The organism is Bacteroides sp. (assembly GCF_028690125.1).
Lineage (GTDB): Bacteria > Bacteroidota > Bacteroidia > Bacteroidales > Bacteroidaceae > Bacteroides.
This window is the reverse complement of sequence record NZ_JAQVBV010000048.1, coordinates 1-26,962: the sequence shown is the minus strand read 5'-3', so window position 1 is coordinate 26,962 and position 26,962 is coordinate 1. Positions and strand designations below refer to the sequence as shown.

At 38.3% G+C, this 26,962-nt stretch carries 21 protein-coding genes; all 21 read left to right on the top strand.

The features are described 5' to 3' along the window. The first annotated feature begins 259 nt into the window (after positions 1-259). Entirely contained in the window at positions 260-1,039 is a 780-nt protein-coding gene (rfbF, locus tag PHO71_RS21915; protein WP_300207547.1) for a glucose-1-phosphate cytidylyltransferase, read from the top strand. Then, a complete protein-coding gene (gene rfbG, locus PHO71_RS21910; protein WP_300207548.1) occupies positions 1,030-2,103 on the top strand; it encodes a CDP-glucose 4,6-dehydratase in 1,074 nt (357 codons plus the stop codon). The genes rfbF and rfbG overlap by 10 nt, the downstream gene beginning before the upstream one ends. A 2-nt stretch (positions 2,104-2,105) precedes the next feature. Next, positions 2,106-3,443, top strand: a complete 1,338-nt coding sequence (gene rfbH, locus PHO71_RS21905; protein WP_300207546.1) for a lipopolysaccharide biosynthesis protein RfbH — start codon at positions 2,106-2,108, stop codon at positions 3,441-3,443. A 17-nt stretch (positions 3,444-3,460) separates the two neighbouring features. Then, a complete protein-coding gene (locus PHO71_RS21900; RefSeq protein ID WP_300207545.1) occupies positions 3,461-5,062 on the top strand; it encodes an aldolase catalytic domain-containing protein in 1,602 nt (533 codons plus the stop codon). Between the two features lie 4 nt (positions 5,063-5,066). Beyond that, positions 5,067-5,720, top strand: coding sequence for an HAD family hydrolase (locus tag PHO71_RS21895; protein ID WP_300207543.1), 654 nt, complete (start codon positions 5,067-5,069; stop codon positions 5,718-5,720). A 14-nt stretch (positions 5,721-5,734) separates the two neighbouring features. Beyond that, entirely contained in the window at positions 5,735-7,552 is a 1,818-nt protein-coding gene (locus tag PHO71_RS21890) for a thiamine pyrophosphate-binding protein (RefSeq protein ID WP_300207541.1), read from the top strand. After that, complete coding sequence (locus tag PHO71_RS21885; RefSeq protein WP_300207539.1) at positions 7,553-8,473, top strand: NAD(P)-dependent oxidoreductase; 921 nt, start codon at positions 7,553-7,555, stop codon at positions 8,471-8,473. After that, complete coding sequence (locus PHO71_RS21880) at positions 8,470-9,402, top strand: glycosyltransferase family 2 protein (RefSeq protein WP_300207537.1); 933 nt, start codon at positions 8,470-8,472, stop codon at positions 9,400-9,402. Before PHO71_RS21885 ends, PHO71_RS21880 begins: the two co-directional genes overlap by 4 nt. A gap of 76 nt (positions 9,403-9,478) precedes the next feature. Further along, positions 9,479-10,495, top strand: coding sequence for a glycosyltransferase family 8 protein (locus PHO71_RS21875; RefSeq protein ID WP_300207534.1), 1,017 nt, complete (start codon positions 9,479-9,481; stop codon positions 10,493-10,495). 13 nt (positions 10,496-10,508) lie between these two features. Then, positions 10,509-11,405 (top strand): glycosyltransferase, encoded by an 897-nt coding sequence (locus PHO71_RS21870; protein ID WP_300207532.1) that lies wholly within the window; start codon positions 10,509-10,511, stop codon positions 11,403-11,405. After that, positions 11,398-13,281: a hypothetical protein gene (locus PHO71_RS21865; RefSeq protein WP_300207530.1), complete on the top strand. Its 1,884-nt coding sequence runs from the start codon at positions 11,398-11,400 to the stop codon at positions 13,279-13,281. The genes PHO71_RS21870 and PHO71_RS21865 overlap by 8 nt, the downstream gene beginning before the upstream one ends. Next, on the top strand, positions 13,274-14,728 hold the full coding sequence (locus PHO71_RS21860; protein WP_300207528.1) for a flippase: 1,455 nt from the start codon (positions 13,274-13,276) through the stop codon (positions 14,726-14,728). The genes PHO71_RS21865 and PHO71_RS21860 overlap by 8 nt, the downstream gene beginning before the upstream one ends. Positions 14,729-15,033: 305 nt before the next feature. Beyond that, positions 15,034-16,287, top strand: a complete 1,254-nt coding sequence (locus PHO71_RS21855; RefSeq protein WP_300207525.1) for a nucleotide sugar dehydrogenase — start codon at positions 15,034-15,036, stop codon at positions 16,285-16,287. A 335-nt stretch (positions 16,288-16,622) separates the two neighbouring features. Beyond that, a complete protein-coding gene (locus tag PHO71_RS21850) occupies positions 16,623-17,990 on the top strand; it encodes a hypothetical protein (protein WP_300207522.1) in 1,368 nt (455 codons plus the stop codon). A 163-nt stretch (positions 17,991-18,153) separates the two neighbouring features. Next, complete coding sequence (locus PHO71_RS21845) at positions 18,154-18,927, top strand: acyltransferase family protein (protein WP_300207520.1); 774 nt, start codon at positions 18,154-18,156, stop codon at positions 18,925-18,927. A gap of 298 nt (positions 18,928-19,225) precedes the next feature. Continuing rightward, a complete protein-coding gene (locus tag PHO71_RS21840) occupies positions 19,226-20,167 on the top strand; it encodes a glycosyltransferase family 2 protein (RefSeq protein ID WP_300207518.1) in 942 nt (313 codons plus the stop codon). 220 nt (positions 20,168-20,387) lie between these two features. After that, entirely contained in the window at positions 20,388-21,926 is a 1,539-nt protein-coding gene (locus tag PHO71_RS21835) for a glucosyltransferase domain-containing protein (protein ID WP_300207516.1), read from the top strand. Between the two features lie 137 nt (positions 21,927-22,063). Continuing rightward, positions 22,064-24,595: a YfhO family protein gene (locus PHO71_RS21830; RefSeq protein ID WP_300207514.1), complete on the top strand. Its 2,532-nt coding sequence runs from the start codon at positions 22,064-22,066 to the stop codon at positions 24,593-24,595. A gap of 64 nt (positions 24,596-24,659) precedes the next feature. Next, positions 24,660-25,652: a glycosyltransferase family 2 protein gene (locus PHO71_RS21825; RefSeq protein ID WP_300207511.1), complete on the top strand. Its 993-nt coding sequence runs from the start codon at positions 24,660-24,662 to the stop codon at positions 25,650-25,652. Positions 25,653-25,725: 73 nt separating this feature from the next. Then, a complete protein-coding gene (locus tag PHO71_RS21820; protein WP_300207509.1) occupies positions 25,726-26,679 on the top strand; it encodes a glycosyltransferase family 2 protein in 954 nt (317 codons plus the stop codon). Positions 26,680-26,810: 131 nt separating this feature from the next. Next, on the top strand, positions 26,811-26,962 hold a 152-nt coding region (locus PHO71_RS26290; protein ID WP_367279924.1), incomplete at its 3' end, for a GtrA family protein.

Below are 26,962 nucleotides of genomic sequence, written 5' to 3'. Positions count from 1 at the left end.
TAGCTTAATGCATATATGGATAGGGGGAGTGTTCCACTATTCTCCCCATGCTCCTTGTCACTTATCCACCATATCAGTTCATTATAAAAATCTCAGATTTTTGTCTTGACAACTGAGCCATTATAGAGGTTGTGTTCAAATTTGACTCAAGAACAGATAATTGGACAAAAAAAGAAAATTATGATATTATTAAAAACACTGTAAAGACTGATAAGAAGAGTACAATTTTTAATAAAGAACGAAAGAGGACGGAGATATTATGAAAGTAGTTATTCTGGCAGGAGGTTTTGGAACACGAATCAGTGAAGAGAGTCACTTGAAACCAAAGCCGATGATTGAAATTGGAGAGAAGCCAATTTTGTGGCATATTATGAAAGAGTTTTCAGCATATGGATTTAACGAATTCGTGATTTGCTGCGGGTACAAACAACATATGATCAAAGAGTATTTTGCGGATTATTACTTACATAATAGTGATATTACTTTCGATTTCACCAATAAGAATGCTCAGATGATTCATAGTAATGTGGCTGAGCCGTGGAAAGTAACATTGGTAGACACAGGTCTAAAGACAATGACTGGTGGTCGTATTAAGCGTATCAAGAATTATGTGGGAGATGAACCATTCTTTATGACCTATGGAGACGGCGTTTCCGATGTTGAATTTGATAAGCTGTTAGAATTTCATAAAGAAAAGGGGCAGATTGCAACTCTTACGGCTGTGCATTTTGGACAGCGTTTTGGTGTGCTCGATATTGATAAAGAATCTCGAACAATTAAATCTTTCCGCGAAAAGGCTGAAGCGGATGGAAGCCGTATCAATGCGGGGTATATGGTTCTTGATCCTGCCGTATTTGATTATATAGATGGAGATTCTACTGTGTTTGAAAAAGATCCTTTGAGAAAATTGGCAGCAGAAGGTCAGTTGAATGCATACAAACACAACGGATTTTGGCAATGTATGGATACACAGAGAGAAAAGGAGCAGTTAGAAGCGATGTGGGCATCTGGAAACGCTCCTTGGAAAACATGGGAGTAATGCATATGAGTGATTTGAGCTTTTATCGAGGAAAAAGAGTATTAGTGACAGGTCATACTGGATTTAAAGGAAGTTGGCTATGTCAAATATTGCTAAATGCTGGAGCGAAAGTGACAGGTTATGCACTTATGCCACCGACTACTCCAAGTATTTTCGAACTATGTGAGATGGATAAGAGATTGAACTCTGTTATAGGAGATATTGCTGATTTAGAAAAACTAAAAGAAGTATTCGAAGAAACACAACCGGAGATAGTGTTACATTTAGCGGCACAGCCAATTGTAAGAGAATCTTATAAAGACCCCGTGGGAACATATCAGACGAACGTTATGGGCACAGTGAATATCTGTGAATGCGTCCGTCTATTTCCATGTGTAAAGAGCTTTTTGAATGTGACAACAGATAAGGTATATCACAATAATGAGTGGGAATATGGATATCGCGAAAACGATCCATTAGATGGACATGATCCATACAGCAATAGTAAATCTTGTTCCGAATTGGTGACACATAGTTATATCAATTCCTTTTATCAAGATATGAACCTGGCAGTTTCTACAGCTCGAGCTGGTAACGTGATTGGTGGAGGAGATTTTGCGGCAGATCGGATTATCCCAGATAGTGTGAGAGCTGCATTAAAAGGTGAGAAAATTATTGTGCGCAATCCTTTTTCAACGAGACCATATCAACATGTATTGGAACCACTTATGGTTTATCTTATGATTGCTCAGAAGCAATATGAAGACAAGAAGTATGCGGGATTCTATAATGTGGGACCAGATGACCGAGACTGTGTGACTACAGGAACTCTTGCAGATTTGTTCTGCGATGCATGGGGAGGCGGCATGAGCTGGGAGAACCAGTACGATGGTGGTCCACATGAAGCGAACTTCCTAAAATTGGATTGCTCGAGGGTGAAGAGCATCTTCGGCTGGAAGCCTAGATGGACAGTGAGAGATGCAGTCAAAAAGACGATTGAATGGACAAAAGTATATCAGGTGCAGGGGAACCTTACCGAATGTATGAATAGACAAATTGAAGAATTTATCAAAGGAGAAATGTAGGCATGTTTGAGGGAAAGAATGAAGCGCAGGCAAGAGAAGAAATCTTAGCGGCAGTTGCTGCATATTGTGATACCTATCACAACCAAGGAAAAGAATTCGAGGAAGGAGATCGTATTCCGTATGCCTCTCGTGTGTATGATCACGAAGAGATGGTGAATTTGGTAGATAGTTCTCTGGAATTCTGGCTTACAAGTGGAAGATATACGGATCAGTTCGAGAAACAGTTGGCAGAATATCTAGGCGTAAAATTCTGTTCATTGGTAAACTCGGGATCATCAGCTAACCTTAATGCGTTTATGGCACTCACTTCTCCGCTTCTTGGGGAGAGAAAAGTGGACCGTGGTGATGAAGTGATTACGGTAGCAGCAGGATTTCCAACGACTGTAACACCGATGATTCAGTATGGTGCGGTGCCGGTATTTGTCGATGTGACTATTCCACAGTACAACATTGATGTGACGATGTTAGAACAGGCGTTATCAGACAAAACAAAAGCAGTCATGATTGCGCATACATTAGGAAATCCTTTTGATTTAAAGGCAGTTCGTGAGTTCTGTGATGCACACCAGTTATGGTTAATTGAGGACAACTGTGATGCACTTGGATCAAAGTATATCATTGATGGAGAAGAAAAATTCACTGGCACAATCGGAGATATTGGAACGTCAAGTTTCTACCCACCTCATCATATGACTATGGGAGAAGGCGGGGCTGTTTATACAAATAGCGCACTTTTGAATAAGTGTATCCGTTCTTTCAGAGATTGGGGAAGAGATTGCGTCTGTGCATCAGGTCAGGACAACTTATGTGGTCATCGTTTTGATAAGCAGTATGGAGAGCTCCCACTAGGATATGATCACAAATATGTATACTCTCATTTTGGATATAACCTCAAAGCAACTGACATGCAGGCTGCGGTAGGTTGTGCTCAACTAAAGAAATTCCCTGCATTTGTTGAGAGGAGAAGACATAATTTTGATCGATTGAAAACAGGACTTGCAGAAGTAGAGGATAAATTGATTCTACCAGTTGCCTGTGAGAATGCACGGCCAAGTTGGTTTGGATTCCTTATCACCTGCGAAGTCGGTGTGGATCGTAATGCAGTTGTGCAGTATATTGAGAGCAAAGGGGTTCAGACAAGAATGCTCTTCGCAGGAAACTTAATCAAACATCCTTGTTTTGACGAGATGCGCGCAACAGGTGAAGGATACAGAGTGGTTGGTGAACTTACAAATACAGATCGTATTATGAATGATACGTTCTGGGTTGGAGTGTATCCGGGAATGGACGATACAAAGATAGATTATATGGCAAAGACGATTAGGGAAGCGATACAGTAAAGATAAGGGGATAATATATGCGTAACATTAGATTATTAGATTGTACACTAAGAGATGGCGGGTATTTGAATGATTGGAAATTCGGTCATGATGTAATTTGCAATATCTTTGAACGCCTTGTTGGATCAGGAGTTGATGTGATTGAAATTGGATTTTTGAATGATTCTAGAGATTTTGATATCAATCGCACAATTATGCCAGATACTGACTGTGTAGAAAAAATCTATGGACAGCTTGATCGTGGAAATAGCATGATTGTTGGAATGATTGATTTTGGGACTTGTAGTATCGAGCATATCAAACCATGTTCAGAAAGCTATATTGATGGAATTCGTGTAATTTTCAAGGAACACCTAATGTATGATGCGCTGGAGTTCTGTAGAAAACTAAAAGATATGGGCTACATTGTGTTCGCACAGCTTGTCTCTGTAACAACATATACAGATGAAAAGCTTGTAGAGTTGACAAAAATTGTCAATGAGGTAGAACCGTTTGCGCTATCTATGGTGGATACTTATGGACTGACTCATTCGGAAGACATTGTTCATATCTTCCGTGTACTAGATAATAATCTGAAGCCTGAAATCTGTATTGGATACCATGCACATAACAATTTCCAACTTGGTTACGCTAACTCACTTGCAATTCTCAAAGAAGAGACAGACAGAGATGTCTTAGTAGACGGTACCTTATATGGTATGGGGAAGAGTGCGGGTAATGCACCATTGGAACTTCTTGCGATGTACATGAATGAGAAGTGTGGAAAACAGTATGACACAGAGCAGATGCTCGAAGCAATTGAGACAAGTATTCTGGAAATACAGAAGAGTGTACAGTGGGGGTATAATATGTTCTATTATGTTGCCGCTTCCACAAGATGTCATCCAAGTTATGTTTCTTATTATATGAACAAAAAGACATTATCAATGAAGTCTGTTAATGAGATTCTAAATTCTTTAGAAGAAGATAAAAAATTATTTTATGATAAGAAGTATGCTGAGGGCGTTTACCTTGATTATCAAAAATCAGAGTGCAATGACGAAGGTGCGGTAAAAGAACTGCAGGGAAAATTTTTGAAAAAGAGCGTTGTTGTGTTCGGACCCGGTGAGACAATCGAAACAGAGAAAGAGAAGATTGCGTCCTTCATGGGATCCCAAAAAGATGTTGTGATTATCGCTATCAATTACATCCCAAAGGGAGTGAAACCAGAGTACTTATTCTTGACGAACTCAAAAAGATATATTCAGTTGGGATCGGTTCTTCAACAATTAGAGAACAAGGACATTTCAATCATTGCGACCTCTAACGTTACTAAAACAAGTGGCAAATTTACCTATGAACTGAACTATGAAAAATTGATTGATGTAGAGACGGAAATACAAGATAATTCTCTTGTTATGCTATTGAAGATTCTGAAAAGATCAAGAGTAGCAGAAGTGAATTTGATTGGATTTGATGGATATATTGAAGACAAAATGAATTACTTTAAATCGAACATGCAGTATGATTTTGTGAACAATAAAGGAAACTATCTCAATGATTATGTCAATCAATTTTTGCAATTGGTCAAGGATGATATGACGATTCACTTTGTGACAACAACACAGTATCAGGAGTAGCAGAATGAACAATAAATATGATCTTGCAATATTTGATTTAGATGGAACTTTGCTTGATACCTCAGATGGAGTGTTATCAGCTGTCCAATATACAGTGAAAGAGCATGGATTAAAACCGCTTTCACCAGAAGAACTGGAAAGCTTTATTGGTCCCCCCGTTCAGAGAAGATTCAAAGAATTATACCAGGTTTCTCAGGAACAGGCAGATGAATATGCTAATACCTTCCGTAACCAATATAAAGATGCAGATTTGTTAAAGGCTACACCATATAAAGATATATTTCATGTGTTCCAGGAACTCATTGATCGGGGAATTAAGCCTGCAATTGCGACTTACAAGCGTCAGGACTATACAGATCGTTTGCTCCATTATTTTGGGTTTGATGATTATACAGACATAATCTATGGCTCTGATTTTAGCGGAGAATTAATGAAGAGTGATATTATTCAGCTATGTGTAGATAAAGCAGGAGTGAAGGATAAAGCACGTATCGTAATGATTGGAGATACTGGTCATGATGCTATAGGTGCGCAGGGGCTGGATATGGACTTTATCGGAGTGACTTATGGATTCGAGTTCCATTGTGCAGATGATGTGAAAAAATATAATTATGTTGGGATTGCAGAAACAACGAAAGATATTATGAAATTTGTATAACAGGAGAGAAGAAAATGAAAATAAAAGTTGCAAAATATATTGCTGATTTTCTGGTGGATAACAGCATTGAAGATATGTTCACTTTAACAGGTGGTGGTGCTATGCACTTAAATGATGCATTTGGTCATAAAGAAGGATTGAAATGCACTTATAATCATCATGAACAAGCTTGTTCTATTGCAGCAGAAGCATACACTCGTTATACAGGAAAGCTTGCAGCAGTATGCGTAACAAGTGGTCCGGGTGGAACTAATGCGATAACAGGAGTACTCGGTGGCTGGGATGATTCCATTCCTATGTTTATTATTTCTGGACAGGTAAAGCGAGAAACTACCATCTGGTCTACAGATGTACCATTACGTCAGCTTGGTGATCAGGAATTCAATATTGTAGACTGTGTAAAACCAATGACGAAATATGCGGTCATGATTACAGAGCCTGAAAAGATTCGTTATCATCTGGAAAAAGCACTGTATTTAAGCAAAGCCGGAAGAGGTGGTCCGGTATGGCTTGATATTCCATTAGATGTACAGGCTGCAATCGTAGAGACAGAAGACCTTATAGGGTTTGATGAAAAAGAGTGTGAGGCACAAGAAAAACCAATTTACGATACTGCTCTTACGGCGGAAATCTTAAGTAAAATCAAACAGGCAAAACGCCCGGTTATCTTTGCTGGTACAGCAATTCGTCTTGCGGATGCGCACAGCGATTTTCTAGAGTTGGTTGATAAATTGCAGATTCCAGTAGTGACGGCTTGGAATGCACACGATGTACTTCCTGATGAGAGTCCATATTTCTGTGGACGTCCGGGAACGGTAGGAACAAGAGGCGGGAATTTTGTTGTTCAGAACAGTGATCTTCTGCTTGTTATTGGCAGCCGTCTTAACATCCGTCTGATCAGTTACAACTATAAAGATTTTGCGAAAGATGCGTATAAGATTATTATTGATATTGATGAGAATGAGTTAAAGAAACCAACTGTATTTCCAAATCTTCCGATTCATGCGGATTTGAAAGATGTGGTGAAGAGTTTACTTGAGTCGAACACTGATGTTCATACAGCAGCACATGAAACATGGCTTGCATGGGCAAATGGAATCAATAAAAAGTATCCGGTCTGCTTACCATCTTATTATGACAAAAAGGATGCACTTAATCCATACGTGTTTATCAAAGAAATGTTTGAACAGTTAGAAGAAGGTGATGACGTTATCTGTGGAAATGGAGCCGCTTGTGTCATTACGTTCCAGGCTGCTATCATGAAAGAGAATCAAAGACTTTTCACGAACTCAGGCTGCGCAGCAATGGGATATGGTTTCCCGGCAGCAATTGGAGTTGCGGTAGCTAATAAAGAGAAAAGAACATTCTGTATCGATGGTGATGGAAGTTTCCAGATGAACCTTCAGGAATTACAGACTGTTGTATACAATCATCTGAATTTGAAAATAATTTATCTCAACAACAATGGCTATCATTCGATTCGACAGACTCAGACAAATCTGTTCAATCCTCCGCTTGTTGGCGTTTGTGATGGTAATGGTCTGAGTTTCCCAGATGCAGAGAAGATTGCATATGCATATGGAATCCCTTATGTAAGGATTACGTCTGTTGAGGATATGAGAACAAAATTTAAAGAAGTGATGAATACCGAAGGACCAGTGTTCTGTGAAGTGGTGGTTGATCCGACACAGAACTTTGAGCCGAAACTATCTTCAAAAGTGCTTCCAGATGGTAAGATTGTATCTCCTCCGTTGGATGATATGTTCCCATTTTTACCAAAAGAAGAATACGCAGAGAATAAAGATTTAAAGAAAATTAGCGGAGAAGAATAAATGAAAAGTGCAATAATTACTGGGCCGACAGGTGCAATCGGCTCAGCACTTACCCGTGCGCTGGTAAACAAAGGCATTAAAGTATATGCAGTGTGCAGACCGGGGAGCAAGAGATTAGATAATCTTCCACAATCAGAATTGCTGCAGATTGTGGAAAGTGATGTATCTGATTTGAGAAGTGTGGCAGATAAGATTACAGAAAAGGTAGATGTGTTCTATCACTTTGCATGGGCAGGAACCTTTGGAGATGTGCGCAATAATATGCCACTTCAAGTGCAAAACATTCAGTACACTTTAGATGCAGTAGAATTAGCACACAGCTTGCAGTGTAATACTTTTGTTGGGGCTGGCTCGCAGGCGGAATATGGAAGAGTAGAAGGCATGCTAAATGGTTCGGTTGTGACAAATCCAGAAAATGGATATGGTATGGCAAAGCTCTCAGCAGGACAGATGAGTCGTGTGGTTTGTCAGAGATATGGAATAAAACATATCTGGACGAGAATTTTAAGCGTATATGGGCCATTTGATGGAGAGTATACGATGGTTATGTCCACGATTGGAAAACTTTTACGAGGAGAAAAACCGTCCTTTACAAAAGGTGAACAGCAATGGGATTACCTCTATTCTGTCGATGCGGCTGGGATGATGATTGCAGTAGCTGAACGAGGAAAAGATGGAAGTATTTACTGCTTTGGGAGCGGTCAGGCAAAACCACTAAAAGATTATATAACAACGATTCAAAAGTATACAAATCCTCAAGCAGAATTAGGTCTAGGAGATGTACCATATTCAGAAAAGCAGGTGATGTTTTTGTGTGCAGACATTTCAGACTTACAAAATGACACTGGTTTTGAATGTAAGTACAATTTTGAAGAAGGGATTCAAGAGACCATTAAGTGGTATCAGGAAAACAGATTATGAAAAAAATTAGTATATTAATTCCTTGTTATAATGAAGAAGAGAATATAGTTCCTATGAGTGAAGCAGTTGTACAAATTGTAGAAAAGGAATTATCACAATACGATTATGAACTAGTATTTGCAGAAAATTGTTCTACAGATAAAACGCGTGATCTGATTAGACTAGTGTGTAAAAAAAATCCGAAAGTAAAAGCAATTTTTAATGCGAGAAATTTTGGACAGTTCAATTCACCGTATCATGCAATGTGTCAGTTGGATGGTGACTGCATTATCTCAATGTGTTGTGATTTTCAAGATCCTGTTGAGATGATTCCGAAGTTTGTAGCCGAGTGGGAAAAAGGATATAAAATTGTCAGTGGAATAAAAACATCAAGTAAAGAAAATGGTTTTATATATTTTTTGAGAAGTTGTTATTATAAAGCGATGAAAAAGATGTCGGATGTGGAGATGATAGAGCAATTTACGGGTTTTGGACTTTATGATCGTGATTTTGTAGAAATATTAAAAGAACTAGACGATCCAATTCCGTTTTTACGAGGAATCGTAGCTGAATTTGGATATAAACGTAAGGAACTTGAATACGAACAGCAAGAGCGGAAAGCAGGAAAAACACATAATAACTGGTATAGTTTGTATGATGCAGCGATGCTTAGTATTACTTCTTACACAAAGATGGGGCTCCGTCTTGCCACTTTTTTTGGATTTGGATGTGCAGGGGTTAGTTTCTTGATTGGTTTGTATTATTTGATTGTAAAAGTATTGAACTGGAGTAGTTTTGCTATAGGTGTTGCACCAATTGTTATAGGTTTTTTCTTTGTGGGCTCAGTTCAATTGGTATTTATAGGACTACTAGGGGAGTACATAATGAATATAAATACAAGGGTTATGAATAGACCCTTGGTGATAGAAGAAGAACGGGTTAACTTCTAGTGACAGGATTCAGAGTGTGCTATATGAAGGAACAGATTATCCAATGATTTTTAGGGAACAAGAGGGGAGAATATTGATGAATAATGAAAAAAAAACAATAGAAGTATTATATCAATCAGATGACGGATACGCTATTTACATGGGGGTATCTATTAAGTCTTTACTTGAGAATAATCAACAACACAATATTATAGTCCATATTTTGGACTTGGGCATTTCGGATATTAATAAAGAAGATATTCAAAAAATAGTGAAAAAATATAATCAAAAGATTGTTTTTTATTCAACGATAGAACTGAAGAACGAAATTAAAAATTCTCCCATTGCAAAATATTCTGGATTTAGAAGGAATAAAGCATCATACTGCAAAATGTTCTTGGATTGTATTTTTCCTGTATCAATAGAAAAGATTCTTTATATTGATTGTGACACGATCGTAGAGGGTGATATAGGAATAATAATGGATATTGACATGAAAGGCAATCCAATTGGTATGGTTCAAGATGCTCAGGTTACTGAGCGTTTTAAGAAGAGTATTGGATTTAAAAAAAATGATAGATATTATAATTCGGGTGTTATATTGTTTGATATGGAGCAGTGGAGAAAGAAAAGATGCAGGGAACGAATAAATAAACACGCTATGCAAGGCTATGTGTACGGTACTGTAGACCAGGATTATTTTAATGTTGTACTTAAACAGGAGATATACACATTGGATATTTCTATGAATTTTCAAGGACTTTATTATGCATATGGGATAAAGAACTTCGAGCATGTGTTTAAACACGAGAAAAACTATTACACAGAGGATGAGATTCAGGAAGCCTTCAAGTCACCGATTATCGTTCATTTTCTTAGATTTTGTGGAGAGTCACCATGGAATAAGAACACAGTTCATCCATGTAAACAAAATTATGAGAAATATTTAGATCAGTCTGATTGGAGACAATACAAGATAGAATTAACAAAGAATTCAGGATATATTTTTAAAGTGGAAAGAGCAATGTATAGAGTTCTTCCAAGATTCCTTTTTTGTAGAATATTTAAATGTGTACACGATATAATGCTCGTTAAGTCAAACAGAGCAACTTAGTCAAGGAGAAAATATGTATAAGATTGGATTTGTGATTTTACATTACATGGCATATGATATGACTGTGAAATGTGTAAACAATATTAAGCAACTCTTGAGTTATGAGCAATATAGTATTGTTGTTATTGATAATGGGTCATCCAATGATTCTGGCAATCAGCTAGAAATAATATACCGAAATGATGAAAAAGTAAAAGTTATTAGGTCAGATCAAAATCTGGGATTTGCGAGAGGAAACAATTTGGGTTTTTCTTATGCCAAAAAGCAGATGCAGTGTGATTTTATTTGCATGATGAATAACGATGTGCTTCTCATACAGGATGATACTTGTCAGAGGATGATTCGGAGTTATGAGAATACGATGTATGCAGTTATGGGACCACGAATTTATGATTCTATCAAAAATGTTTATCCAGTATGTGCACCGATTCAAAAAATCTGGGTTTATCAAATTCATCGTATGATTATAAAAATCGAGTTATTATTGAGTTGTATGGGAGTTAATACAGAAAAAATAATTAAGATAACGCGAAAAATTCTAGGATTTGATAAAATGAATCATCAGAATAAGAGAGAAAACATGGCAGATGTCATGCAGGAAAATGTTATATTGCATGGTTGCTGTTGGTTTTTTTCGCCTCAGTATATAAAGATGTATGATGGGATAAATGATGAAACTTTTCTTTATCGAGAAGAAGAATTATTGTATATACGAGTTAGAAAAAATGAATGGCAGATTATATATAATCCACAGATAGAAGTACAACATCTAGAGAAAATAGCAACGAAAACAGTTAATGCGAATAATAAGCAGAGGCGTGAATTTATTTATAGGAATCAAATTAAGTCTTTGAAAGTTTTAATTATGGAAATGAAAAAACTGAGGAAGGGCGGAAAGCTATATGAATAAGTTTTTTGAAAAAATCAATTATGGAGAGTTATTGGTGGTTTTCCTGCTTATGGAATGTTTTTTTGGATTGGCATCGGTTTCAGATGTCTCGCAAACGAAAAATCTCCAATGGGAGATAATTGGAAATACTGTTCAGATTTTTGCATGTGTGATAAGTGCAGTTTTATATATTAAAATCAACAGACCAAAGTATAAAATAAAAGTGAAAAATATAATAAAAGAAAATGCATGTTTCGTTGTTGTGATTGCTTTTTTGATTGCGTTAAGAGTTTTACAGTTGAACATTCTTCCGCGATGGGATACGGAGACTTATGCAAATACAATTATTGTTGCCTGTGAGAAATTTGACTTGTCGATAACTTCTTTTATAGAAAACTTCCGCTTGGCTTCGCATATAAGTCATGCATATGGAGCTCTTCTTGCTATGGGATATTACGCAATTCCAAATTCAGTTGTTGGTATTAGAATAGTCAATATTATTTTGACTATTTTTGCAATCATATTTTTATATAGGTATTTTGTTGAACAGTACCCGATGAGAAAAAGATCAACAATTGCGTTAACTATTTCTCTTTTTTTTGTAGCACCACTCAATTTGGGTTTGTTTGAAAGTATTGGGTTAGATTATGCATTGCTAGTTTTTTTGATTTATATTTTCTATTTTCAACATACAAAAAAGTATATATTAACAACTTTTTTTTCTTGTTGTTTGATTTTCTCCAAAGAAACAGGAGCTATACTATTCTGTGGATATTGGCTAGGCTATATCTGTTCTATTCTAATGAATCAGAAAGGAAAATTAAAAGATAAATTCCATCAAATTGTGAAGTCACCTTTAATTTGGGGAGCTTTCATTTCAGGTTGTGTCTTCATGTTTTACCAGATATACATACGTTTTTTTTCGCAAGTGAAACAGTGGGGAGAAAGTATACAAGATAATAATTCGGGCAGTCCTAATAATGTTTTTGGGTTTGATGTGAGTTATATTCTATTGAAATTCAAAACGTTTTTTGTGTTAAATTTCAATTGGGTATTATCAATTATTATTATTGTGGCACTGATATTCCTTATCAAAAAAGGGAGAGTCAGGCAGACGATAAAAAGCAATACTGACAAACTCCCATTGTTGTTTTCTGTTTTCTTTTTCTGTGGATTTAGTTGTCTTTACATTACTTACAATAATAGCAGATATAATTTTTGCGTAGAGTTTCTTCTTTTTTTTGTAGTTATACATATTTTGCTGAGGTCGAACCTTACCACGTTGAAGATAAGAATGGGAACGATTTGTTTATCAGCCATAATGTTGTTGCAAACTTATTTTACGGTGGATCCAATATCGAAAATGATGTTCAAGACAATTAATAGTGGATCGGTTGTCTCGATGCTTTCGACTGCTTGGCATAAAAGGCCATCACTTGAGGCAGACGTGACCTGTTATAATTATCAGCATACTTTTTTAGATAAGGCTTATGATAAAGCTTTAAATGGTGCCGGGTATGATGGGACTCAGGATATTATTTTATGGGGGAACTTTGATCCGGGTGTTGGAGCAGTTGCACTAGAAGGAAGATGGATGCAGTGTTATTGGGACAAAGAAAATAGAAAAAGAGTTTATTTTGGTAATAGCAATAGTCTGTCATCTATTAATGTGATTTATGAAGATGATTTTTGGGAAAGACTAAATGAACAGAGTTTAAACAAAAGCGCGATTTTTATTTTTTCACCATATTTCTTGGATAATGAAGAAGAGTCTCTTTCTACACTTGGCATGTATTATGATATAGGGGAGCAAAAGGAGGCTTATGTGAAATGGCAAGGTGCCGTATATTCTTATAAGATGACACTGAAAGAAAATGAGGAAATATATTATGAGTAAGTTGAAATCGCTTAAACTTAATTTTGTTATGAATACATTTAAAACAATTATGACAATAATTTTCCCTTTCATTTCTTTTCCTTATGTATCACGTATATTAGGGGTTAATGTTATTGGAACGGTGAGTTATACTGAGTCAATTGTAAATTATTTCCTTTTATTTTCTTCTCTGGGGATTTCTGCATATGGAACGCGTGAAGCAGCAAGATGCAGAGATGACAAGAGCAGACTAGGAAAGTTAGTTACGGAACTTTTTGTTATCAATCTTATAACAATGACAGTTTCTTATGCTGCATTTGGCATCTTTCTGAAATGCACAAAAAATTCTTACGTTGGTTTAATGGTTGTACAAAGTATGATTATTTTTCTGACAACGGTTGGTATGGAGTGGTTTTTTGTTGCGACAGAGGATTATCGATATTTGTCATTAGCATCTATTGTTTGTCAGCTGCTAGCATTGGCAACACTCTTTGCTTTTGTGAAAAATCCGAGGGATTATATTATATATGCTGGAGTAGTTGTGTTTGCCACAGTTGGAAGTGGCGCAGTTAACTATATATACATATCAAGAAAGATACAACTGTTTAGCTATCCTAATCTTAATTTAAAAAGACATATTAAGCCAATTCTAATTATTTTTGGAACGAATCTTGCATCGGCAATTTATTTGAATCTAGACATCACGATGTTAGGACTAATGAGAGGGAATAATGATGTTGGTTTATATACTGCTGCAGTAAAACTTTACAGAGCTTCTACAAAATTACTTGGATGCGTTTCAGCAGTTATCCTCCCAAGAATTTCATATTATCTGTCTCAAAATTTAAAGCAGGAAGTAGAAAACTTAGTTACAAAGGCAGGTAATTATGTTTTGATGCTTGCGATTCCTGCTGGTTTGGGGTTAATAGCCGTTAACCAACCGTTGATTATACTTTTTAGTGGTGCAAAATTTAAAAGTGCATCAGCGGCACTATCGATTCTTGCAATAGGTGTTGTGTTCGCAACCTTAAATGGGATGCTTGCATGGCAGATATTAGTTCCCTTTAAGAAAGAGTATGTTGTTTTTTATTCGACATTAGCAGGTGCAATAACTAATTTCGTTACAAACATCTTGCTTATTCCCCTATTTGGCATAAAAGGAGCATCATTTACTACCGTTCTTTCTGAGATTGTTGTGTTTGCGATTTGTATTATGAATATAAAAAAATTAGTTCAAATAAAAGGGGTCTTCAAATTTATTTACCAATATTTAGTTGCATCAGGGGGCATGTTACTAACGATATATTTTTTGGCGTATTTATCGATGGGCGAGTTGTTATCTTTAGCGATTGACGTTATAGTTGGTGTAACCGTGTATTTTATAATATTGGCAATTTTTAAGAATAATTATTTGTATGAGGTGTTGGAGCTAGGGATGAATAGAATAAAGAAAAAAGACAAGATGTAAAGTATGAGTAGAGTTTATTTCACATGGATGGAATGAGATACTTAATGTGACAAAATTTGAATGAGTTATTTGATTAATAAAAAAAGTTGGGATATATACTTTCCAACCTCTTAAGTAAAAAAATAAAAAAGTGATAAAATCATATTTGCAAGTAGCTGACTCTGATTAAGATATAAAGTTCCGATTATTGTAATTTTGATTTCCACTGTACGGAGGTTGTTGAGAGAATGAAGAAACGAAAAATAAAACATAATAGTTTATTTTTACATGATATCACTTGTGATAAGGTGAGGAGAGTGAGAACGATGAATGAAAAACAAATGAAAATTGCGGTAGCGGGAACTGGGTATGTTGGTCTTTCTATAGCTACATTATTATCGCAATATCATAATGTATATGCTGTAGATATTATTCCGGAAAAAGTTAATATGATTAATCGGAGAGAATCTCCTATTCAAGATGATTATATTGAACAATATTTATCAACAAAGAGATTACAGCTTACAGCAACACTGGATGCACAAAAAGCATATACTGATGCGGATTTTGTGGTAATTGCAGCACCAACGAATTATGATAGCCAAAGGAATTTCTTTGATACGTCAGCTGTTGAAGCTGTAATCAAACTTGTAAGGGAATATGCGCCAGATGCAATCATGGTGATAAAAAGCACGGTACCAGTTGGATTTACAGAGGAGATTCGTAAAAGAACGGGAAGTGAGAATATTTTATTTAGTCCAGAATTTTTACGAGAATCGAAGGCTCTTTATGATAACTTATATCCAAGTAGAATCATCGTAGGAACCGATATGAATGATTCGCGCCTTGTGAAGGCCGCACATATATTTGCAGAACTTCTTCAAGAAGGGGCTATTAAAGCTAATATTGATACGTTGTTTATGGGATTTACAGAGGCTGAGGCGGTAAAATTATTCGCAAATACATATTTGGCACTTCGAGTATCGTATTTTAATGAGTTAGATACATATGCCGAGATGAAGAGACTAAATACCCAGCATATTATTGAGGGAGTATGTCTGGATCCAAGAATAGGAACGCACTATAACAATCCTTCCTTCGGATATGGAGGATATTGTCTTCCAAAGGATACAAAGCAGTTATTGGCAAATTATGAGGATGTTCCACAGAACATGATGTCGGCTATTGTAGAGAGTAATCGGACAAGAAAAGACTTTATAGCGGATCGAGTGCTTCAAATGGCAGGATATTATGGTTATGATGAGGATAATTTGTACAGTGAAGATGCAGAAAAGCAGATTACAATCGGAGTATACAGACTCACAATGAAAAGTAACAGTGATAATTTTCGCCAGAGTTCTATTCAGGGGGTAATGAAAAGAGTGAAAGCGAAAGGAGCGACTGTTGTGATTTATGAGCCTACATTAAAAAGCGGGGAAACTTTTTTTGGAAGCAAGATAGAGAATGATTTGGATAAATTTAAAGATCAATGTGACGCAATTATAGCGAATAGATATGATTCGTGCTTGGATGATGTGAAGGATAATGTGTATACAAGAGATCTATTTGGAAAAGATTAGGGAATAAGAGAGGTGTAGGAAAGCGAGCGGTTGACAGTCAACGCTCCATAGTGAGTACTGATTTATTTGCATAGTTCTGATAATTATGACTGTAATTACAATTGATAAAGTGAGGAAGCTAGAGTAAAAGCTACACACTTGGCACTATAAAGACCTATGACCTACTAGAGAAAATTGAGGGAGTAATTAAAATGAACTTTAAGATATCAAAAAGAAAAATAGATATAATCATATATTTGTATCTTATGCTACCATTTATCATATTTGCAAGTAGTTGGTTACGATTGCGGTACGCAGTTCCAGTTATTCTGATTTTGATTATCTCTATATGGAGAATGCTGAAAAAGTCGACATATGACAAAAAAATAGTGCTTGGAAGAGATGATATTGTAAAAGTGATTTTTATTATAGTAATGATTACCATATGGGTCTACTTTTCTGGAATAGGAAGATATGTGTTTCAAAATGCAGATAACAATTATAGGAATGCAATATTTGATGTGTTGGTACAATATGACTGGCCGGTTGTTAATTTTGAGATTCTGTCAGATGGAGCACTATCAGGGGCGACAGGGACAGGATTGATTTATTATATTGGGTTTTGGTTACCTTCAGCTGTTATCGGCAAGATCTTTGGACTAAATGCAGGATATGGATTCCAAGTATTCTGGGCAGTTCTGGGCATTTGTCTTGTATATTATCTTTTATGTGTACGAGCCAAAAAAATTGAAGTATGGCCGCTGTTGATTTTAGTCTTTTTTAGCGGCTTAGATATTGTTGGGTGGTATTTTAGAAATGTCAATCTGTTCACCGTAGAAAATATTATGCACCTGGAATGGTGGGTTGAACCCTATCAGTACTCCAGTATGACTACACAATTATTCTGGGTATTTAATCAGTCGATTCCGGCATGGTTATGTACAATGCTTGCTTTTAATCAAAAGAATAATAGGAATATGGTCTTAATTCTTGCTTGTTGTATGCTTCCAAGTACATTTTCATTTGTGGGTTTAATGTTTTTAGTGATTTTCTGGATTTTTTCACGCCAATATAAGGATATTAAACGCAAAGGATTTGGGGATAAGTTATATTGGAAATGTTGGTTTTGGGATACCTTTACTGTGCAGAATATTTTAGGTGGCGGAGTAATTGGAATCACTTCGTTCTTGTATTTACAGTCCAATACATCCGCGACTAGATTGATGGAAGAAAGCACGGTGGGAGCAAATTTCAATAACAGCTTATTTAAGTGGATTTTGTTTTTGCTTATTGAAATTGGCATTTATGGTTTTATTATGTATAAGTATAAAAAGAATGATGGCTTATACTACTTTGTTTTACTTTGTCTTTGTATTATTCCACCGATTAAAGTCGGAAATGCAGGGGATTTTTGCATGCGCGTTTCGATACCGTTTTTGTTTATTTTGATGATAATGATTATGGACGTATTGGGAGAATCAAAAAGAAGTAATGATAAGCAAATTTTTTTAGCATTAACAATAGCACTGTTGTTGGGAAGTATTACACCTTTGCATGAAATAGCAAGAACAACATCATCTACGATTGACAGGCTCAATAATAAAGAGCAGGTTTTTGAAACCTCAATTGATGATGTCAGATTACTAAATGGAAGTAATTTTGCAGGGGCATTGGATGATAATTTCTTTTTTGAACATTTGGCAAAAAGGACATGGGAAGAATAGCGGAGTTCCCATCTTTATTACTATACATAGTGATATTATTTTGCAACATGTAAACAATCTGCTCAGAGCTCAGAAAAGTAAGAGGACAGAGGGGGTTCTTCACTTCGTTGTTCTCAAGAAAACGTCGATTTACTAAAACGCGAAGGAATGAGGTTTTGGATATATGAGTGAAATAAAAGCAGGCAGATTGGAATATATAGATGTGGCGAGAGGAATTGCGATGCTTTGTATTGTGGCAGGTCATCTTGGAATAGCAGAAGTGAATCGAGTTGTCTTTACTTTTCATATTCCGATATTCTATTTTATTACCGGATATTTTTTGACAACAAATGGAAGTAAAGTGAATTTTGTGAAAAAGAAGTTTAAAACACTGATTATTCCATATCTGTTTTCTGGGTTACTGGTTGTAGCGGCAGCAGTCGCAGTGAACGAGTTATGGCTGGGAGGAGATAATTCAAGACAGGTTATGATCGACTGGCTAAAAGCGGTTCTATATGGTGCAGGCGACAATTATACAGATCCCTTTTACATAAAAGGAATCGGAGCAACTTGGTTTTTACTGGCAACTTTCTGGGGAGCATGTTTTCTGAGATGTATTGTGGAACTGAAAAAAACACAGCGCATCGTAGTTATATTGATGCTATTTTTGGTTTGCTCATGGTCTCGTAGCATCTGCTGGTTTCCATTTAGCATTCAGGCTGGTGGCTGTGCTGTTCTTTTCATGTATTTTGGCTATCTTTTTCGAGATATAAAGGATATATTAAAAAGTTTGAGTCTCGAGGTGCGGATTGTGCTTACTTTGTTGGCAGCAGCTGTCTGGTTGTGTTTTATGCGTGATTTTCAATCTTTTTGGCTAGTCCATTGTGATATTGGCCGTGGAGGCGTGGATATATTGGGGAGTATTTGTGGCTGTTCTGTTTTGCTTTTGCTCTCATAGTATCTGGACAAGTATGCTTCTTTTATTTCGCGGGGAATAGCATATCTGGGGAAAAACAGTTTAATAGTGCTTTGTGCACATATAATAGAACTTTCGGCATTCCCATGGTGGATCTTGACTGACAGGCTTCAGGCAAATGGTGTAGAATGGGGAATGAGTATGCTAATTTTGTTTATTTGCAAAATGATTTGGATTATACTATTTACAATACTTTTTGCGCAGTGTAATATCACAAGAAGAATATTTGGAATGAAGTCAAAAAAAGGGACTCACCATTCGGAAAAGAGAGGAAAAGAAAATGGATAAGATAGCGGTACTAATACCCTGCTACAACGAGGCAAAGACAATCACCAAGGTAGTGTCAGACTGGAAAGCTGCCCTGCTGGAAGCAACAATCTATGTATACGACAATAACTCATCGGATGAGACGGTAAAGCTTGCCAAAGAAGCAGGTGCTGTTGTCCGTCATGAGCATCAGCAGGGGAAGGGCAACGTAATCAGGAGAATGTTCCGCGAAATTGATGCGGAAGCGTATCTGATGGTAGACGGGGACGATACCTATCCGGCAGAATTTGGACAGGCTCTGATTGATAAGGTACTGGTGGAGCAGGCAGACATGGTGGTGGGAGACCGTTTGTCATCGACTTATTTTACAGAGAATAAGCGACCGTTCCATAATTTGGGCAATACGATTGTAATGAAGTCGATCAATACTTTATTCAAAAATGATATCAAGGATATTATGACGGGGTACCGCGCGTTCAGTTATCGTTTTGTTAAGACATTTCCGGTTCTGTCCAAAGGATTTGAGATTGAGACAGAGATGAGTATCCATGCGGTAGATAAGAACATGCAGATTGAAAATGTGGTGATTGAATATCGCGATCGACCGGAGGGAAGCGAGTCCAAGCTCAATACTTATAGTGATGGAATAAAGGTTCTAAAAACGATTGCAAGGCTGTATCGTTGTTATAAACCTATGGGATTTTACGCAAGTCTTTCCACGCTGCTGGCGATAATCAGTACAGTATTTTTGGTTCCGGTGCTTGCCACTTATGCACATACAGGAAAGGTACCGAATTTCCCGACTTTGATTGTGTGTGGATTTGTGTATATGGCCGCGATTATTTCTTTCTTTGCAGGGCTGATCTTGTCTGCACTTGTGCAGGAGAACCGGCAGAACTTTGAGATGAAGTTGAATGATAGGGAGGATGAGTTTCGGAAGTTGAGGGAGAGATAGTTTAGAGGTGCAATATAGTAATAGCAAAGTATAATCTGCGTCTAAGCGACCATTGAATAAAACTGTTATAGATGTTAAGATAAAAACATGTATAACAGTTTTTCTGTATGTAAAGGGAGGGGCCGCGATGACGTACACACCATTGCCGATTGGTATTGACGATTTTGCTTTGGAAAGGCAATCATGAATAGGAAAAGGAACGAGAGGAATAAAGATACGAATGAAACAAAAAACAATCAATAACAGAAACCGAAAGCTTTTTGCCACATTTCTGATGGGAAATATGCTTTTTTATGGAATGTTTTTTATCAACCATTATGCTGGAGATACCTACTTTACAGAAGTCTGCGGATACGGAGATACTTTTTGGCAATACTGGGTAAATGGCCGGTGGATCATGTCTCTATCGATGGCATTGTGTAAAGTATTTCATGTGAGCTTTTATATAGAAAAGAAGCTTGCCTGGGGATTTGGGATGCTGGCACTGTCATCCAGTTCGGTAGTGGTATACAGGCTTCTGGAAAGCAGGTTTTTATGCTGGAGAGAAGAACAGAGATTCAGTGAAAACGAGGACGGCTTTTCAGCTACACTCAGATCGATTCTGCTCTGGCTGAGTGCATTTCTTCTGATCAGCAATGTGTTTACAGCAGAATATTTTGTCTTCCCGGAATATACAGGGGTCATGTGTTTGGGAATTTTCTTTAGTGTATCCGGGGCAGCCTTTGTCCTGCATTTTTTGAAAAATGGAGGAACAAGGTTCTACGTGTGCGGAATCCTGTTGTCCATCATCGGAATTTCCTGCTATCAGGGGTGTTTCGGGATTGGAATTCTTGTGATGGCACTTTGTGTGGATGATTTGTTCAAAGATGTGAAAAGATTTTTCTTCTGTAATATCGTTATGGGAAGTGCCTATGTGATTCCGGGTATCGTAAATATGCTGGAGGCAAAGATTGGAGGTACGACTAGAAGTGCTTCCGCAGGATTTGACTTGGCAGCATCCTTTCAAAAAGCAACAGATGGTCTTATCCTTTTGATGAAGACAACGGGAACTTACCTGCCGAATAAGGTTTATGTATATTTTGTACTGGCAGCCGGGGGCTTGCTGCTTGTGTTGCTTGCGCTATCCCGCTCGTGGAAAGCATGGGCAAAGGCAGTCTATGTAGGAATCATTACATTTCTTGGTATTTACACGCCATTGCTTGCAACAGATATCGACGGAATTGATGCGGCTCCGAGGACCGTCTATATTATGGGGGCATTGATACCGATTCTCTGTCTTTTGATGATTGGAGCAATTGACCGCGGTGGAAAGAAAGAGCCGAACAAAGCAAAGATTCGTATTGTTACAGCATTGCTGGGCATCTTTTTCATTGTCCAGCTGGTGGGAGACTATCGTGAGCTTGCGGATCATTATGCGGCGACACAGACAGACGTCTATGAATCGACGTTTGTGGGGCTTGCGATATGGAATTATGAAAATGAGACTGGGATTCCCGTGAAAAATATAGCGATTTATGAGGATATCTCGCCACAAGGTTTCGCAGTAGGCGGCAATGCATTTGGAACAACAAACTGTCGTGCATTGTCTGTGGATTGGGTAGTGCCCTACGCGCTCGAACTTTTAGGAGAGCGCTCACTGAACCGGGTGGATTCATCCGATGAAGTATACGAAGAATATTTCAAGGATAAGAACTGGATCGTGATGGATTCTGCGCAGCTTGTATTTATTGGGGATACTCTGCATTTCTGCATTTACTAAGGATAAATAGACAAGCAGTTAGTCTGAATATACATGTGGTGTCACACTGGCACTTGACCGCAGGCAAACTTAAAATGGACTGAATTCGTTGCTGGAACACCGCAGACGTGAACGGCAACTGGAAGGAACGAATAGGAATGAATAATAAGAAAAGACAGCTGCAATTATCTGGAATTGCATTTATCATGATAGCGGCAGCATTTATAGCAATCCAGGCAATTAGCAGGCTATATCCTTTTGGTGAGACCTCGAATCTAATCTGGGATCTGGATATCCAATATGTAGATTATTTTGCATATCTTAAGGATGTGCTGCTGGGAAAGGCATCGGTGGGATATTCTTTTTCCAAATCAATGGGCGGCTCGCTGGTGGCGTTGTTTGGCTACTATCTGGCATCACCGCTGAATCTCTTTGTGGTGTTTTTTTCCAAAGAGCAGCTTCCGATGTTTGTTTTTTTGCTGACAGTAGTCAAGCTTGGATTAAGCGGAGCGACAGCCTCCATCTTTTTCCGTTATCGGTTTAAAAAGCTCTCTGATCAGGGTGTGACAGGACTGGCGGTTGCTTATGGATTGATGCAGTATATGATGATTCATTTGTCAAATATCATGTGGCTGGATGGCGTAATCTTACTTCCCATCATTCTGCTCGGAGTATACAAGCTGGTGTATGAGAAGAAAAAGAGCATGCTGTATTTTTCAATACTGGCGCTTATGGTTTTTAACTGGTATACGGGATATATGGCAGGACTTTTTGCAGCGTGCTACTACTTGTATGAAAGAATCAACCAGATGGAGGCCTTCAATGGAAAAGAAATCCTGGAATTCATCAAGGATGGAATCCGGTTTGGTATTGTGATGATCCTTGGTGTGCTTGGAAGCTGTTTTTTGTTTTACCCGGTATTTAAGGGACTACAGAATGGAAAATCCGTTTATAACCCGGATATTTTCAATTTTGCAGCTTATGATTCCTTTATCGATGTATTCCGCGGATTTACAGTGGGAAGTATTATGGGTACCGTATCTCTCTACTGTGGGCTACTGTTTTTTGGATTCTTTGTCTATTATTTTTTCAGCAGGAAAATACAGCTGAAAGAAAAAATTCTTTCTCTGATTGCAGCAGCATTTATGTTCTTGAGCTGCTGGTTCATACCACTGGACTGTATCTGGAGCGGATTCCGTTTCGTTGCAAGCTACCGCTTCCGTTATAGTTTTGTGTTTGTGTTTCTGGTATTGTTTCTGGCGGCAAAAGGAATGGAAGTGTATGAGGCGGATCGGAAGAATCGGCTGCTCCCAGTGATCTTTGCAGGCTGTGCGCTGTTCTTCTTATATCTGCAACACAGACAGCCCTTTGACATGGAGTATAAAGTCTGGCTTACTGTTGCAGTATTGGTAATCTATGCAGTGGTGTTTCTTCTGCACCGTTATCCGCGACTGCAAAATGGAATTTTTGCGGTTCTTCTTCTGGCAGAGTTGATTATGAATGGTGTGTTCACCTTCCAGAATAATTACTCCTGGGCAACAGGAGAACCGGATTACGTTTCTTATGTAGACGGGGAGGAAAAGCTGGTGGATGACGTGAAGGAATATGATGACTCGGAATTTTTCCGGATGGATACGACCTCCAAGCGTGATCAGGCGGAAAATATGTGTTCTGCGATTCTGAATGAATCGATGGTCTATGGTTATAGCTGCCTGGGACATTACTCCTCCACTTTTGATTCATCACTTAGTGACATGCTGTTTTACCTTGGGTATTCCACGGAGTTTGATTTGAGTATTTTTGGAGAAAGTATTTTGCCGTCGGATTCTCTGCTGGGAGTGAAGTATATGCTCTCATCTAAGGATGTGGCTGGTTATCGGAAGGTGGACAGTATTAACAGCCAGAATGGAAAAGATGTCTATGAGAATCCATTTGCGCTGGGAATCGGATATCTGGCAGCAGACAGTGTGACGGACACCATTAAAAATGAGAACCCTTTTGAATTCCAGAATCAGCTGTTTTCTAATCTGTTGGGAGAAGAGACGGAGGTGTTCAAGGAAGTGGTGCCGACGGAGTCTCTTGTGGACGAGAACCTGACTTATACCTTTGATGCTCTTGGTGGGGATGATCTTCTGTATGGAAAAGTGGATACCTACAATGATGAAGCGGATATTCCTCTGCATGTGGATGGCGTTTATCAGTGTTCCTACGCCAACTGGTTGAGCTATCAGGTGTTCTATGTTGGCAATACTGCACAGGCACATCAGGTCAGTCTGCCGGGATACGCAGAAGGAGTCGATACAGCGAAAGAAAGCTTTTACTATCTGGATATGGAAACATTTCGTGCGGCAATCGAAAAACTCCGGACAGGTGAGCTGGATGTCACAACCGTGGAGGATGGCCATGTGGAAGGTACTGTGACAGCACCGGAGGATGGCAAGCTTCTGCTCTCAATTCCGTATGATGAGGGGTGGCGTATTACGGTCAACGGCAAGGAAGTTACCGCTGAGGCCGGTGCCAATGCGCTGACGGCTGTTCCAGTGGAGAAGGGAAGCAATGAGATTATGATGGAGTATCAGGTTCCGGGAATGAAGGTGGGAATCCTTCTTACCATTGTATCACTGGGGATTTTCGGAGCATGGTGCTTTCTGGAAAAAAGGAAGTATATTCAGTGTGTGAAGATAAATTAGAAGTGGTAAATAACATGATAAAGTGAATAAGTATAGATGGAACGAAAAAAATAAGGACAAAATTATGAAAAAAAATATATTATATGTTGTGGTGCCATGTTATAAGGAGGAAGAGGTTCTTCCAGAAACCTCCAGACGTTTGAAGGAAAAACTGAATCATCTAATGGAGAAGAAAAAGATAGACCGCAGGAGCCGGATTATGTTTGTTAATGACGGATCAACGGACCACACATGGGAAATGATTGAGAAGCTTCATGAGGAGGATCCAATATTTTCGGGAGTGAATCTTTCCCGGAACCGCGGGCATCAGAATGCATTGCTTGCGGGGCTTACCACAGCTGTGAATTTTGCAGACATGATGATTTCCATGGATGCGGATCTTCAGGATGATGTCAATGCCATTGACGAGATGGTGGACCGCTATCTGGAAGGATTCGATGTAGTGTATGGAGTCCGTTCTTCCAGGGAGAAGGATACATTTTTCAAACGCTTTACGGCAGAACTTTTCTATAAAATGATGCGCATGATGGGTGCCGATATCGTATTTAATCATGCCGACTACCGATTGATGAGCAGGCGTGCAGTAGAAGGACTGCAGGAATTTACGGAAGTGAATATTTTCCTACGCGGAATCGTTCCACAGATTGGGTATCCGTGGTGTACCGTGGAATATGAGCGTGCCGAACGTTTTGCCGGAGAGAGCAAATATCCGCTGAAGAAGATGATTGCCTTTGCATTCGATGGTATTACCTCTTTCAGTATTAAGCCAATTCGGCTGATTACGATGCTCGGAGCCGGGATTTCAGTGGTGAGTTTTTTGTTTTTGATATGGACATTAGTCATTAAGATTGCTGGATATACAGTGCAAGGCTGGTCATCGCTGATGGTCTCCATCTGGATCCTGGGCGGGATTCAGCTTCTGTGTCTGGGAGTAATTGGTGAGTATATTGGCAAGATTTATTCCGAGACGAAAAGGAGACCTTCATTTATTATAGAACGGGTGCTGAATGACGGCGGGAATGAGGAAGAAGGAAAATTCCCTTATCAAGTGGATTGAAGGGAAAAAGTATGATATAATATGATGCGCATTGAGTGACAAATGCAAGATGAATAAAATATAAGGTGAAGAGATGAAAAAAACAATTTCAATCATTGTACCCTGTTACAATGAAGAGGAAGTTCTGACGATATACTATAAGGAAATGTCTGGTGTTATGGACTCCATGACAGAGTATGATTTTGAACTTCTGCTGATCAACGACGGTTCGAAGGATCATACCCTTCAGATTATGAGAGAACTGGGGGAACAGGATAAGCGGGTGAAGTATATTTCATTTTCACGGAACTTTGGAAAAGAAGCGGCAATGTATGCCGGCTTCTGCAATGCGGTTGGTGATTATGTGGCGGTGATGGATGCTGATCTTCAGGACCCTCCGGCGATTCTTCCGGAGATGGCAGTGTCTCTGGAATCTGGGGAATATGACAGTGTGGCAACCCGGAGGGTGACAAGGAGGGGCGAGCCGCCTATCCGGTCATTTTTTGCGCGGATGTTCTATCGCCTCATCAATAAGATTTCCGATGTGGATATTGTGGATGGCGCAAGAGATTACCGTCTGATGAAGCGGGAGATGGTAGATGCAATTGTTGCTTTTAGTGAGTATAACCGATTCTCAAAAGGAATCTTTGGCTGGATTGGTTTCCGGACCAGGTGGCTTCCCTATGAGAATACCGAGCGGGCAGCTGGAGAGACAAAGTGGAGTTTCTGGAAATTGTTCAAGTATTCCATTGACGGAATTATTAATTTTTCACAGATGCCACTTGCAATCGCATCCTGGCTGGGTGTAACTGCAACAGGGATATCTTTTGTGATGATTCTGTTCATTGTGATTCGAAAGATTCTCTACGGTGACCCGGTCAGTGGGTGGCCATCAATGGTATGTATTACGGTATTTTTCGGGGGATTGATTTTATTCTGCCTTGGCATCATGGGACAGTATTTGTCAAAGATGTATCTCGAAGTGAAGCATAGACCGCATTACATTGTCGGGGAAACCAACAAAGAAGACACGAAGCTGATTTCGTGATAGGTGGTTTTGGCAAAGAAGCGGGAAGACATCGAAGAAACTATAGACCAGGAAAATAAAGTGCAGATCGTATAAGTAACAAATTGTGCAAGTGAATTAATTTTATAAGCAATAGGAAGAAGGAACTTAAGATGGAAAAGAACAAGACATTATTTCAGCAGATTCTACGATTTGCTGTTGTTGGTGGAGGCGCATTTGTAATTGATTACGGAATCATGGTATTTCTGACAGAGGTGGTTGGAATTAATTATCTCGTGTCCAGTGGAATCTCATTTACGGTTTC